The sequence below is a fragment of the Streptomyces sp. NPDC054975 genome (assembly GCF_053609105.1).
On the sequence record NZ_JBSGWV010000003.1, the window covers coordinates 201,207 to 214,727 of the forward strand.

At 71.2% G+C, this 13,521-nt stretch carries 12 protein-coding genes; 8 read left to right on the plus strand and 4 right to left on the minus strand.

Annotation, left to right across the window (positions count from 1 at the left end; translation table 11 throughout):
• Positions 1 to 96: 96 nt before the first annotated feature.
• The 3 genes from ACWF79_RS05780 (at position 97) to ACWF79_RS05790 (ending at position 2,928) form a co-directional block, all read left to right on the plus strand.
• Positions 97 to 777, plus strand: coding sequence for a YoaK family protein (locus ACWF79_RS05780; RefSeq protein ID WP_453726779.1), 681 nt, complete (start codon positions 97 to 99; stop codon positions 775 to 777).
• A 213-nt stretch (positions 778 to 990) separates the two neighbouring features.
• Complete coding sequence (locus ACWF79_RS05785; protein WP_453726780.1) at positions 991 to 2,424, plus strand: tannase/feruloyl esterase family alpha/beta hydrolase; 1,434 nt, start codon at positions 991 to 993, stop codon at positions 2,422 to 2,424.
• 276 nt (positions 2,425 to 2,700) lie between these two features.
• A complete protein-coding gene (locus tag ACWF79_RS05790; protein WP_453726781.1) occupies positions 2,701 to 2,928 on the plus strand; it encodes an Orn/Lys/Arg family decarboxylase in 228 nt (75 codons plus the stop codon).
• A gap of 45 nt (positions 2,929 to 2,973) precedes the next feature.
• On the opposite strand, the gene ACWF79_RS05795 is transcribed toward ACWF79_RS05790, so the two are convergent.
• The gene (locus ACWF79_RS05795) at positions 2,974 to 3,636 is read right to left on the minus strand and encodes a response regulator (protein ID WP_453726782.1); all 663 of its coding nucleotides are present in this window, start codon (positions 3,634 to 3,636) and stop codon (positions 2,974 to 2,976) included.
• Positions 3,611 to 4,783, minus strand: a complete 1,173-nt coding sequence (locus ACWF79_RS05800) for a sensor histidine kinase (protein WP_453726783.1) — start codon at positions 4,781 to 4,783, stop codon at positions 3,611 to 3,613. Before ACWF79_RS05800 ends, ACWF79_RS05795 begins: the two co-directional genes overlap by 26 nt.
• A 175-nt stretch (positions 4,784 to 4,958) precedes the next feature.
• Between ACWF79_RS05800 and ACWF79_RS05805 the strand changes: the two genes are divergently transcribed.
• Positions 4,959 to 7,229, plus strand: coding sequence for an MMPL family transporter (locus ACWF79_RS05805; RefSeq protein WP_453726784.1), 2,271 nt, complete (start codon positions 4,959 to 4,961; stop codon positions 7,227 to 7,229).
• Positions 7,230 to 7,669: 440 nt separating this feature from the next.
• Entirely contained in the window at positions 7,670 to 8,773 is a 1,104-nt protein-coding gene (locus ACWF79_RS05810; protein WP_453726785.1) for a DUF5954 family protein, read from the plus strand.
• A gap of 75 nt (positions 8,774 to 8,848) precedes the next feature.
• Here ACWF79_RS05810 and ACWF79_RS05815 read toward each other — a convergent pair whose 3' ends face one another.
• The gene (locus ACWF79_RS05815) at positions 8,849 to 9,481 is read right to left on the minus strand and encodes a hypothetical protein (protein ID WP_453726902.1); all 633 of its coding nucleotides are present in this window, start codon (positions 9,479 to 9,481) and stop codon (positions 8,849 to 8,851) included.
• 390 nt (positions 9,482 to 9,871) lie between these two features.
• On the opposite strand from ACWF79_RS05815, the gene ACWF79_RS05820 reads away from it, so the two are divergent.
• Positions 9,872 to 11,041, plus strand: coding sequence for a competence protein CoiA (locus tag ACWF79_RS05820; protein ID WP_453726786.1), 1,170 nt, complete (start codon positions 9,872 to 9,874; stop codon positions 11,039 to 11,041).
• A gap of 389 nt (positions 11,042 to 11,430) precedes the next feature.
• Positions 11,431 to 12,090: a sigma-70 family RNA polymerase sigma factor gene (locus ACWF79_RS05825; RefSeq protein WP_453726787.1), complete on the plus strand. Its 660-nt coding sequence runs from the start codon at positions 11,431 to 11,433 to the stop codon at positions 12,088 to 12,090.
• 116 nt (positions 12,091 to 12,206) lie between these two features.
• On the opposite strand, the gene ACWF79_RS05830 is transcribed toward ACWF79_RS05825, so the two are convergent.
• Complete coding sequence (locus ACWF79_RS05830) at positions 12,207 to 12,698, minus strand: MarR family winged helix-turn-helix transcriptional regulator (protein ID WP_453726788.1); 492 nt, start codon at positions 12,696 to 12,698, stop codon at positions 12,207 to 12,209.
• 199 nt (positions 12,699 to 12,897) lie between these two features.
• On the opposite strand from ACWF79_RS05830, the gene ACWF79_RS05835 reads away from it, so the two are divergent.
• Positions 12,898 to 13,476 carry a fasciclin domain-containing protein gene (locus ACWF79_RS05835; protein ID WP_453726789.1) on the plus strand — a complete coding sequence of 193 codons (579 nt, stop codon included), beginning with the start codon at positions 12,898 to 12,900 and terminating at the stop codon, positions 13,474 to 13,476.
• The last annotated feature ends 45 nt before the right edge of the window (positions 13,477 to 13,521 follow it).

The following is a 13,521-nucleotide window of genomic DNA, read 5'->3' on the forward strand; positions in this document are numbered from 1 at the left end:
TGCTGAGCGCGGGGCACAGCGAGGTCAGCCCGGAAGGCTCCCACGATTGGCTGCCGGGAGTTCGCAGGTCAACGAGGCCCCTGCTCCACTGAGGGGATGAAGTGGGTGCGAGCAGCCGGTGGCACGAGCGGGGCAGCGGCCCGAGGACTGTTTCCCGAAGGTCATCGCTACGCGCGGATCGCTCCGCTGCTGCTCGTTCTGACCTTCGTCAGCGGTCTCGTCGACGCGGCGAGCTTCCTGGGGCTCGGCCACGTGTTCGTGGCCAACATGACCGGCAACGTGGTCTTCCTCGGGTTCGCCCTGTCCGGCGACGCTCAACTGTCGGCCCTGGCCTCCGCCGTAGCGTTGGCGGGGTTCCTGGTCGGGGCGGTCGCCGGCGGGTGGTGGCGCAGGGATACGGATCCGGGAGGACTGCTTGCGCCGCTGGTCGCGGTCCAAGGGCTCCTGGCCGCGCTCGCCCTCGCTGCCCAGGGGTTTTCCTGGGGCCGCTACGCCGTACTGGTCCCCTTGGCCTGCGGCATGGGCCTCCAGAACGCCGTCGCCCACCGCTTGGCCGTGCCCGATCTGACCACCACCGTCATGACCCGGACCCTTACGGGCCTCGCGGCAGACCCTACGGGTCCCGCGAAGGTACGGAGAGCGGTGTCGGTGATGATGCTCGCCGCAGGCGCTCTGACCGGCGGTCTCCTGCACGCCCGCGCCGGGGTCGAAGCGGTTCTCGCCGCGGTCCTGGCCCTGCTGCTCGCCGTCGCCCTCGCCGCACGCAGGTGGAGCTGAGCACTCCGGAGAGACGACGGCGGCGCTTCGGGGAGGGGGCGCAGGATGCGGCCATCCCATGGCGCCTGCCCGCTGTGTGGCTGTCGGGGAGGGACGACGTGGTGTCCCCACCCACGGGCAGGCTCCGAACGGTGGTTGGCCGACCCATTCTTCGAGACAGCTGGGGCGTCATAACCTCCCGCGGTCCCTGTACGCGATCTCGGAGGCACACCGATGCGTCTCTCCCTCGTCTCCGCACCACAACGCTCCTGGCAACGGGGAGCGGCAACAGCCCTCGCTCTGGCCGCTCTCGTCCTCAGCTCCGCTCCCGCCACAGCCACCCCTGCCTCCGCCCCCGTGAAGCCTGGAGGCCACTGCGCCCGGCCGACGCAGCTGCGCGTGCCGGGCGCCGCACACCAACAGGCGGCCTGTCTGGACGAACTGACGACAGCGGGCACCGTCGCCTCCGGGCACACCGACCCCGCCGACTGGGCCGGCCTGACGCCCAAGGACCTGCCCGTGCCCAGCGGCGTCCCAGGGGTCCAGATCGACGGGTACTTCCCCGACACCTCCCTCACCAACACCAACCACGGCTGGAACCACGACGCCCAGTTCGTCATACGCATGCCCGACCAGTGGAACGGCGGCCTCGTCGTCGCCGGTACCCCGGGCAACCGGGAGCAGTACGCCAACGATCGAGCCATCGCCGACTGGGTGCTGGCCCGCGGCTACGCCTACGCCGCCACCGACAAGGGCAACACCGGTCTCTCCTTCTACAGGGACGGGAATGCTCCCGGCGACGCGATCGCCGAGTGGAACGACCGCCTCACCCAGCTCACCAGAGCGGCCCGTGCCGTGGTGGCGCAGCGCTACCACCGTCCCCCCTCGCGCACCCTGGTGACCGGTATGTCGAACGGCGGCTACCTGGTGCGCTGGCAACTGGAGAACCACCCGGAGGTCTACGACGGGGGCGTCGACTGGGAAGGCACGCTGTGGAGCGCTGCCGGCCCCACCCTGCTGGAGTTCCTGCCGAAGGCGCTGCGCGCCTACCCCGTGTACGCCGCGGGCGGCGAAGGCGCCCGGGAGGCGCAGCAGGCCCTCCACTCCGCCGGCTATCCGGCCGGGTCGGAGTTCCTGTGGCCCTACCACCACAAGGTCTACTGGGATCTGACCCAGCGCATCTACCGTGAGGAGCTCGACCCCGGCTTCGACGGCGAGACGGAAGCCGGTACGCCGTTCTGCGCGCCGGGCACGCCCGCCTGCGACAGCGACTACGACTACGCGACACGGCCCGCCGAAGTCCGGCAGGCCGTGCGGAAGATCGCCCTCACCGGCCGGATCGGCAAGCCTCTGATCACCGTCCACGGCACCCTGGACGTCCTGCTTCCCATCGGCCAGGACTCCGACGTCTACGCCCGCATGGTGCGCGAGAGCGGCCGCGGGTACCTGCACCGCTACTACCGCATCGAGGGCGGCACCCACACCGACTCGCTGTTCGACACCTTCCCGGACAGACTCCGGCCTCTCGCCCCCTGCCACCGCAGCGGCCTCACCGCCCTCGAGAAGTGGCTCTCCACGGGCACCCGCCCGCCGGCCTCGAAGACCGTCGCGCTACCCACCGGAGCCGACGCGACGGCACTCGTGAACCACTGTTCCCTCGGCGGATAGGGGACGGCCCCGAATCGGGCAAGTTGCTTCGCCCCACACGGGCCGTAAGCCGATGTCGTGAATCCGTCCGAATGCACGACCGCGCGGCGTCGCGACGCCACCGTGCCGCAGCACTCAGCCCAGGGGGTCCCGGTCCCAGTCGGCCGTGACGCGGGCCGCCTGGCGCTGCAGGGAGGCGATCAGCTCCTGCACGCTGGGCGCGGCCGTGGAGCGCAGGGCTGCGACGCTGATCTCCCGGCCCCCGGCGAGGCCGTTCTGACCCCGCGTGAGGCGTTCATGAGCCCCGGCCGGGTCGTGCCCGCCGCCGAGGCCGTGGGCCGGGTGTCGGCGGACACCCTGGCCGCGTACCCGCCCGGCATTCCCAACGTGCTGCCCGGCGAGGTCATCACCAGCCAGACGGTGCGCTTCCTGCAGCTCACCGCGGCAGCCCCGAACGGGCACGTACGCGGCGCCGTCGACCCGCTCGTCTCCCATTTCCGTGTGGTCACGGGCGGTCGCCCGTGAACGGGCCGAACAGCTCCCGACCTCGCCGCATGCCCGGCACCCGGCTCAGGTTCCGGGGAGGATACGGCGCGTTTCGTAGGCCCACATCGCGATCTCGACCCGGTTGCGGGCGCCGAGTTTGGCCATCAGGCTGGCGAGGTGCGTCTTCACCGTGCTGAGGCTGATGTGCAGTGCATCGGCGATCTCGGTGTTGGTCAGCCCGCGAGCGACGGCGAGGAGCACCTGCTCCTCGCGGGCGGTGACGGGGGAGACCGGCTGGGCCAAGGGCCGGCCGGCGGGCAGGTCCGCGAATGTCTGGAGCAGACGGACGGTGACGCTGGGCGCGATGAGCGCCTCACCGTCGGACGCCGACCGTACGGCCTGCGCCAGGAGGTCCGGTCCCGTGTCCTTCAGGAGGAAGCCGCGGGCGCCGGCGCGCAGTGAGCCGTAGACGTACTCGTCGAGGTCGAACGTGGTGATGACGACCACGGCCAGCGGGTCGGCGACGCCCGGGCCGGCGACCAGCCGGGTGGCCTCGAGCCCGTCGAGTACGGGCATGCGGATGTCGAACAGGCAGACGTCGGGGCGTAGTTCGCGGGCCAGACGTACCGCTTCCCGCCCGTCGGCGGCCTCGCCGACCACCTCGATGCCGGGCTGCGCGTTCAGCATGATCCGCAACCCGGTGCGGATGATCGTCTGGTCGTCAGCGACGAGGACGCGAATGGACACCGCTCTCGCTCCTCGCTCTCGGCAGTTCGGCTTCGACATGCCAGCCCCGGTCGGTACCCGGGCCGGCTCGTAGTGTGCCGCCCAGCAGGGTCGCGCGCTCGCGCAGTCCGGTAAGTCCGTATCCGTCGCGCCCCCGGCCGGTGCGCCGGCCGTTGTCGCGCACGCTCACCCGTACCGTGTGCCGTTCCGCGGCGACCCGCACGACGAGCTCGGTCGCGTCGACCGCATGGCGCAGCGCGTTGGTCACCGACTCCTGCACGATCCGGTAGACGGCCGCGTCCACGGCCGGGGGCAGCGCGTCCAGTTCGCCGTCGAGCCCCAGGTCGACCCTGAGGCGACCACCCGGAGTGCGCACCAGGCGCTCCAGATCCGCGACTCCGGCAGGGGGCGCCAGCTCGGCGCCGACCCCCCGGTCGCGCAGCGCGGCGACCATGGCGCGCATTTCCTCCAGGGTGCGCGCCCCTTCCTCCTCGACCCCCTCCAGCGCCTCGACGGCGGCGGACGGGTCGGTGCCCGCGAGCACCCGGCCCGCCTGGGCGATGATCACCATGGCCGACACGTGGTGGGCCACCGTGTCGTGCAGTTCCCGGGCGAGCTGCTCGCGCTCGCGGGAGCGCACCTGCTCCAACTGCCGCTCGCGAGCGGTCACCCGGAACCGCACGGCAGCCCCGACCACGCCGGGCAGCAGCAGGAAGACGAAGCCCACGACCTTTTCGACGACCGGGGTCTCGTCCGTGACGACACACAGCGCGCCGACCGCGATGATCACCGCGCCGCCCAGCACGATCTCGCGTCCGGATCCCCACCGCGGCAGCGCGTACACCAGCACGAGCACGACCGCGCCGGTGTACAGGCCGACGGGCTCGCGCGGTGCGGCGACGAGTGAGGCCACCTCAAGCAGACTCACCGAGCCGAACGCCGGCGTCACCATCGCCAGCGGGCGGGTCCGGCGCCACAGCAGCAGCAGGCACAGCCATACGGCGAACACCACCGCCACCGGCCGCCACACGACGTTCTCCCGCAGGGTGGCCTCCAGCGCCACACCGGCAAGGCCCACGGCGAGCAGCGCCCAGTCCCGCCACACCCGGGCGGGCGCGTCGGGCGGCCGGGGTTCGGTCCACAGGGTTCGCAGGTCGTCTCGGAGCACGGTTCTCAGCCTAGGGACCGCGGCGTGCCGCGCATCGGCCGAAAGGACGGGTCGTCACTCCGCCCCGGGGCCGACGGATCCGCGGCCCGCGGGCCGATGCCGCGGAGCGCCGTGGCGACGAGCCTCGACATCGGCGGCCGTACTAGGACGGCCGCCGAGGTGGTTGGAGGACCCGATGCTCTCGAAAGCCCTGTTGCGCCTGGGCGCAAGCGCCGCCCGCCATCCCTGGCGGGTGATCACGGCATGGCTGATCGCCGCCACGCTCGCCGTCCTCGCCGCCGTCGCCTTCGGCGGGCGTACCGCGGACACGATGACCGCTCCGGGGCTGGACTCCCAGCGGGCCGCGGAACTGATCGAGCGTGCAGGCACCGGCCAGGAGGGGATGACCGCCCAAGTCGTCGTCACCCCCCTCGACGACGGTGCGACGTTCTTCGACGACGACCGCGCGCGCACCGCTCTCACGCGGCTGCGGGCCGAGGTGGAGCGGCTGCCGCACGTGCTCGGCACGAGCGACCCGGCAGGGGCGCTCGACACGGGCGGGGACACCGCCGTGCGCGGCGGCCTCGTTTCGGCCGACGGGCGGATCGCGGTCGTCCGGGTGCAGTACCCCGACCAGAGCAGGCTGTCGGCCGAGGACCTCGACGCCCTCGTCGATCTCGGCGACCGGCTGCGCACCGAGGTGCCGTTGCGGATCGAGATGGGCGGGAGCCTCTTCTACGCCTTCTCCGACCCCAACGGCGGCGCGAGCGAGTTGATCGGCCTCCTCGCCGCGGCCGCGATCCTGTTCCTGGCGTTCGGTTCGCTCGTCGCCGCCGCGCTGCCGATCGGCATGGCGGTCTTCGGGCTGACCGTCGGGGTCGCCACGATGACGGTACTGGCGGGGGTGACCGAGGTCCCCACCTTCGCACCGGTCCTGGGCAGCATGGTCGGGCTCGGAGTGGGCATCGACTACGCGCTGTTCGTGCTCGCCAGACACCGGGAGTACCTCGCGTGCGGACTCGATCCACAGACGGCGGCCGGACGGGCGGTGGCCACGGCGGGGCGGCCGGTGGTCTTCGCCGGCGGCACCGTCGTCGTGTCGATCCTCGGCATGGCGGTCGCGAACGTGCCGTTCATGACGGTGGGCGGGGTTGCCGTCTCGATCGTCGTCCTGACGATGGTGCTCGCGTCGGTGACGCTGCTGCCGGCCTTCCTCGGCGCGGCGGGCCCGCGCCTGGCCCGGGCCGGCCGGATCGTCCGGGCCCTTCGGGCCAGGCGGCCGGGCCGAATCGACCGGCGGCGCGCCCCGGCGGCAGGCGCCGTCTCCGCCCCCGGGTGGCGCCGCTGGATCGGCCACGTCGGCCGGCACCCGGTGCCGTACGCGGTCGGCGCGGCAGGGCTGCTGCTGACGGCGACGCTGCCCGTGCTCGGCCTGCGCGTCGGCCTTCCCGACGACGGCTCACTGCCGCAGAGCCGTACCGAGCGCCGCGCCTACGACCTCGTCGCCGAGGGGTTCGGCCCGGGCATCAACGGTCCCCTCGTCATCGCCGCGGACCCCTCCGGCGATCGGGGAGTGGTGGACCGTCTCGTCACCACGGTCGCGGCGGACCCGGGCATCGCATCCGTCGCACCGGCGCACATCGATCGGGCCACCGGCATCGCGACCCTCGTGGTGTTCCCGACCACCAGCCCCCAGGACAAGGCCACGGCCGCCACCATCGCCCGGCTGCGCGCCGACGTGCTGCCCACGGCGATCGGGCACGGCCCGGCCAGGGCCCACGTCGGCGGCGCCGCCGCGAGCCTGTCCGACGTGGGCCAACGCACCAGCCGGCGCCTGCCGGTGTTCGTCGCCGCCGTGCTGGCGATGTCGTTCCTGCTGCTGATGCTGGTCTTCCGCTCGATACTCGTACCGCTCAAGGCGGTACTCCTGAACCTGCTGAGCATCGGCGCGGCCTACGGCATCATGGTCGCGGTCTTCCAGTGGGGCTGGGGAGGCGCGCTCATCGGGCTGGAAGCGACAGTTCCGATCGTGTCGTTCATCCCGATGTTCCTCTTCGCCATCCTGTTCGGCCTGTCCATGGACTACGAGGTGTTCCTGCTCTCCCGCGTACGCGAGGAGTACCTGCGCACCGGCGACAACGGCACGGCGATCGTCGAGGGCATCTCGCGCACCGCCCGTATCATCACCTCGGCCGCCCTCATCATGGTGGCGGTCTTCCTGTCCTTCGCCGTCGCCGACGACGCCTCCGCCAAGATGTTCGGACTCGGCCTGGCCACCGCGATCTTCATCGACGCGACGGTCGTACGCATGGTGCTGGTACCGGCGACCATGACACTCCTCGGCCGGACCAACTGGTGGCTGCCGAAGTGGCTGGACCGGATACTTCCCCGCGGCCCGGTCGACACCGACGACACCGACACGGAATCCACGGGTGAAGCCCCGCGACCACGACTGGTCGACCGTTGACCCAAACTCCTGCCCGCCCTTGGCGCCCGGCCCCTCAGCGCGTCACCTAGGGGCATGGCGAGTCGTGCTCATCGGGTGCTCCTGATGAGGTCCTTGATCCAGATCATCGAGGCGCGCAGGTCGAGACCGGCGAGGTAGCTGACGGGAGTAGTGCCGCATCGGGTGGCGATGCCACGCCATGTGTTCGACGGCGTCCACCGCCGGCTCGTCCTGCCGCCGGATCACGCCCTCGAACTGCTGCCGCAGTCGCTCGGGGCCGTACTCGCCGATCGGCAGGTCCGGCTCGATGAACTCCCAACCGGAAACGGTCAGTCACGCGCGCGTCACGTAAGACCGTCCATCGGGCCGGACCATGCCACGAAGGCACATCCCGGAAATTGATCACGACTCGATTCGGCGAAACCGCGATGCGCGCGCACGGACGCCGCCACGATGGCAGCATGGGCGAAGAAGGTACGGGATCCGGCAAGAGGCCGGTCACGGTCAGGGTTCCGGTGGAGCCGGTAGAGGCCGCGATGGAGGCAGACGCCCTCGACGCGGCGGTGCGCCACAGTGCTCTGGCGGTACGGGGCCCGCTGTTCGGGGTGGCCTCGCAGAGCAAGGACGACGGGCAGCGGTGGCGCGTAGTCGTCGAGGTCACTCACAGCTGTCCGCAGCAGGCCCGCGACGGGCTGAACTCCCTTCTGTGGTACCGGGCGAAGGACGAGGCGAAGAGCAGAGCGGAACGGCGTGCACTGCTGGCGGCAGTCTCCCGCCTGGAGAAGCACTACGTCGACGAGCTCACGGTGCTCGACACCCGCTACCGCGTGGTGCGGGCCGAGGAGTACGCGGGCATCGACGAGCACGGCGACATCGAGACGCCACGGCCCACCGACCCCGAACCCCTCGTCCCTGACTGGAGCCCGGGGGCCGGCGCCCGCAGCCCGAGGGTCGACGACGACCTGGTTCTCGACCCGGACGCACCCCTTTCACCCCTCCAAGCGGCGGAGCGGGTGTCGTTGCGCTCCATGGCGTACACCGGAAGCAGGTTCCCCGAGCCCGTACTGCACGACTCCGCGCGGGCCGTAGAGACGCACCCCGACGTCCTGCTCATGCCGGCGGCGTTCCTGATCGTCGAACGCTCCGGCAGCGAGCCCTGGAAACCGGGCAGCGGCCTGCAGGCAACCGCCCACGACGCACGCCGGACCCTGGCCTTCGCTCTGACCTGGATGGAACCGCGGACGCGCGGCCTGATCCCGTTCGACGCCGAGAGAGACGTCGACGCACACACCGTCGTCGCCGAGAACAGCAGCCCAGCGGTCACGGAGTTGAGAGCGTTCGCCGAGGCGGCAGACCGGCTGCGCGCAGGCAGCCTCAACGAGGTCGAGGTGCACGGCACCGTCTCCCGTATCGCCCGAGCCCGCCGCTTCCTGCGCTGGGGCCCCGACGGACCAGAAGGCCCACGCCCGTCCGACATCAACACCCACACCCCCAAGGCAATCCACCCACCGCTCGACGAAGACGGCACCGTCCACTTCGACGGCCCCGCGGCGGGCGGAGGGTAGCTGGGACATCAACCCACCGCGCTGCGGCTTCTGCGGCGCGCTGCCTTCTTTGCGTGCGAAGCCATGTCCGCCGTCCTATGCCTCTGACGGTTTGGCCGGCGCGGGAAGGTCCACAAGGCGGGCGAGGGCGGCTGTGAGGGGAGCGCAGTGGCCGGGTAGCTGCCTGGAGGCCCAATTGGCCGCGAGCGTCAGGAAGTCGGTCAGGTCGCGCTCGGCGCCGGTGAGCAGGTTGCGGAGTTCGGCGACCGACAGCTCGATCACCAGGCTGTCGCTCTGCTCGGCGTTGACCGTGAGCCGGACGACGTCACCGAAGCGCTCCGCGACCGGTGAGGCGGGTTCGTGGCCGAAGCCGAGCAGGCTGCCGTCCTCGATGAACTGGTGCCAGTCGCGCCAGTCCTCCAGTCCGTCACAGCAGCCAGGCAGGAAGGTGATCCCTGTGGCGTTGTCGGTGACCCGCAGGCCGCCGGGGGCTACGAGGTTGTCGAGCGTCAGCAGTCCGTGAAGGAACGAGTCGAGTGCGTCGGCCGGGCGAGGCGGCTGACTGCCGTCGGGGTCGATGTCGTTGTAGCTGGCGATGCGCATCACCGCCGATCCGACCTCCGTGGGTGAGAGCTCCCCACTGAGAGGCAGAAGGCCGAACGACTCGACCTCGGCGACAGGCCAGAGGTCGAAGCCGTCAGGTGTGTACATCTCCAGGACGGGCTGCATCACGATCACCAGGCGAAGTGTTCCGCATCCCCTGCCCGTGCCGCCTCTCGATAACGCCGAGCATCCTCATCTCGGTCATGCCTTCGCGTCCACCGCCCCCGCAGCCGCAGCACAGCCGCTCCACGCTGCCGCCCGCGTGTCAGCGAACCGGCCGGCGATTGCGTCATCAGCGATCTTCCGGCGAATCCCACCGCCGAGCGGCCCGCTCTTCGGTCACGCAGGGGCGGCAGGATGCGAACTGCGGCGTACGGGTTGCAGCCCGTTGCTCGGTCCGGGCGGGGCAACGCCCCTTCGGTGAGGTGCGCTTGACGCCGTGTCTGTGCCGTACGTCACCCGACTTCAGGGCCGCCGGACGGCGTGCGTTCGCCGGAGCTGGGCAATGCTGGGGCAATGCCCTTCACCGCCCAGCACGCCGAGCACGGTCGGCTGGACGCCACCCAGCACGATCTGGGCTGCGGGGTGAGTTGGGAGACGATCCATCGGGCCCGGGCTCCGCTGCACTGCCCGGCCTGTGACGGGCGGATGGTCGCCCGGCGCTCGGTGCTGGGCATGCCGCACTTCGCCCACCGCCGACGGACGCCTGACTGCCCGCTCGCGGGGGAGAGCGCGGAGCATCTGCTGCTCAAGTCCGACCTCGCCGCCGCCGCACGCGTGGCGGGCTGGGACGCCGTCCTCGAGGCCGCCGCGCCCCATGGCGCCTGGCGGGCCGACGTCCTGGCCACCTCCCCGGACGGTCGGCGATTCGCCCTGGAGGCCCAGCTGTCGCCGATCACCGAGGACAACGTCCTCGAGCGCACGGACCGATACACAGCGGACGAGGTGGAGGTCTGCTGGTTCGACGACCGGGAGCGTCCCCGGCCGTGGATGACCGCCGTCCCGTCACTGCACCTGACCTCGGCCTCTGCGGGGCCACGGGTGGTGCGCGGGGTGATCGCCCGGTACACGGCAAGGGATGGCTGGAGCGCGGTCGCGGGCATATCCCTGAACAACGCGGTGGAGCGGATCCTCGACAGGCGTCTCGTCCCACACGACGAACGGTATGTCCTGGACGCGGGAACTCCCCGCGGCGAGCCGTACCGTTGCCGGTTCTGGACCGGGCCACGGTACGCGGCCGAGGCCCGGGAAGAGTCAGTGCGCAGGCGGGCGGAGCGGGAAGCCCGAGAGACCCGGTGGCAGCGCGAGGCGGCGGCTCGGAAGGCACGGGCGGCGGCGTACGAGCGGTTCTGGGCCCGGACTGGCATCGGATCGGCGTGGTGGCGGACCTTCGAGACCATCGTGCAAGGGGCGCTGGGCGCCGACACGTTCTTCGGAGCGCCCGCTGCGGCGTACGGCGAGGGCCGACCGCTGTACACCAAAGAGGACGCCGGGGTGCGCGTCGTCGCCGTGGCACTGCCTGCTCGCCTTGGGGCGTGGGCGGAGACGACTCCCGTCATCGTCGACGACGTCCCGGCCCTGCACAGGATGGCCGAGTTGGCGTTCTGCGACGTGAAGGTCTTCGTCGCGGCCCCGGAGGCGCAGTCGTTCGAGTGTTGGTGGGTCCGGCCGGGCGGGGTGTACTAGGGCCTTCTTCAGCCGCGATCAACGGGGTGGCACGAGCCTGCCGATCCAGATAGTTGCTGCGCCGTGTGGGAGTCCGGCGAGGTAGCCCGCGGGGGTCTGCTGAGCCCGCCGCGGCCCCTCGTCGGCAGCCTTGGCACCGGCGGGGCCACGGGCCTCACGGCCGGGGCGGCCGCCGCGTGGTGACGCGACCGCCATGCGAAAGCGATGCCTTCCTTGCCCAGCACGAAGGCGAATCGCTGCAAGAAGCGATGCACAAACGCTGCACGTTGAGGAACCCGACCGTGCGCTCGATTCTGAATGGGCCGGGACGTACCCGCCCGGCGGTGCCCCGCCCCCTCGGAGCGGAAGCTTCCGCCCGCCGGACCGCACGATGGGCAACAGGAGTCGTCATGATCGCAGCGCCCACGGCAGATCGCCTCCGCACTTTGGCCTCCGCACCGACCGACGAGGAGATCGGCGCCGGACTCGCTCGCGGCGACGAGGACTGCTTGGCCCTGGCCTACCGGCGCTGGGGCGGTCTTGTGCACACTCTCGCGAACCGGGCGATCGGGGATTCCCGTGAGGCGGAGGACGTGACGCAGCAGGTTTTCCTCGCCGCTTGGCGTGGTCGCCAGGGGTATCGCCCAGATCGCGGGCCTGTTCCCGCCTGGCTGGTCGGAATCGCGCGACGCAAGATCGCCGATGCCCTCTCCGCGCGCACCCGCAGGACCGAGCTGGAAGCCGCAGCCGGAGCCGTGCTGCCTTCGCACGATGTGTACGCGGACGGTACCGAGCACGTACTGGACCGCATCGTCGTCATGGGAGAACTGGCCCGTCTGCCAAGCGTGCAGCGGGACGTCCTCACCCTCGCGTTCTTCGGCGACCTGACGCAGAACAAGATCGCGCAAAGGACCGGTCTGCCGCTCGGCACCGTGAAGAGCCACGCCAGGCGCGGGCTCCAGCGTCTGCGCGGCAGCCTCACGCCGCTCCCGGCAGCCGTCCCGGGCGACGACGGACCAGGCTCCCGGCCGTCCGCCGGTACCCGGCCGAATCCGGTCACCGCTCGGTGAGCAAGGCGCTCCGATCTGCGGCGGCGACGGCAGACGGTCACGGTGCTTCGTGGCGAGGGCCTCGCGCGGGATCGGTCTCCCCGGAGACGAACTCGCGGTGGGCGCCGGTGGAGCCGTCAGCGCCTGGGCGTTCGAAGAGCTCCGAGTTCCTCGTTGAGCACGGTGAGAAATCGCAGCGCGGTGGCGAGTTCCTCGTCGTCGAACTGCTCCCTCGCCTGGGTGGCCGCCTTTGCCAGCGGGAGGAAGTACAGCCGGGCGACGGCTCGTGCGCTCTCCACGTAGTGCACGTGCACCACGCGGCGGTCCATGCTCGCCCGCGACCTGCGAATGTGACCCGCCTCTTCGAGGCGGTCGAGACACGCCGTGACGGCGCCCGAGGTCAGCCCCAACTGTTTCCGCAACCGGCCGGGTGTCAGAGGTGCGGGGCTGTCGAGGATGATGCCGAGCGCCTGTACGTCGGTGGGGTGCAGGCCATGGGTGGCCGCGAAACCGTGGACCAGCCGGCTGATCTCCCCGTGCGTACGGCGCAGTGCGACGGCGAAGCTCTGGAGGTCGCCGGGTACCCGCGCGGGGGGCGGCGCCGTCTCTCCGTCATCGGTACTGGGCACGCGGTCAGCCTACGCTCCGGAGAACGAGCGGATCACCGGAGGGCCCTCTGGGCGGGCCGGGCCGGGCACCCGGGTTCGTCCACTTTGATTCGTCGCAACCTCATCCGACGAGGGGTGTGGCGTCGAATGTCTCGTGACGATGTTTTTCCCACCCATGGCCGTTCCCGTTTCAGGGCCGGACCCAGGAGGAGGAAGCACCATGAACACCTCGCACATCACCCGGCGCGCCGCTGCCGTCGCCGCTGCCTTCATCCTGCCGGTTTCGCTGGGCGTTCTCGCTCCGCATGCCATGGCCGCGGGCACGGACGGGCCGTTCGGCCCCGGCTGCGCGTCGGTCCCCAAGGAAGGGGAAGGCAGCTTCGACGGCATGGCTGACGACCCGGTGGCGACCGCCGCGTCGAACAACCCGGAGCTGTCCACACTCGTCTCGGCCGTCAAGGCGGCCGGCCTGGTCGACACGTTGAACAAGGCCGAGGACATCACCGTCTTCGCGCCGACGAACGACGCCTTCGCGAAGATCCCGAAGGCCGACCTGGACAAGGTCCTCGCGGACAAGGCAGCCCTCACGAAGATCCTCACCTACCACGTCGTGGAGGAGAAGGTCGACAAGAGTGACCTGGGCGACGGCTCCTTCAAGACGCTTCAGGGCGGCACGCTCACCACCGAGGGCTCGGGCGACGCCTTCACGGTCAACGACACCACCAAGATCGTCTGTGGAGACGTGCCGACCTCCAACGCCACCGTCCACATCATCGACACCGTCCTCATGCCGAAGTGACGGAGCGTCGCCGTCAGGGGTCGACCACGACGACAGCCGTAGCCC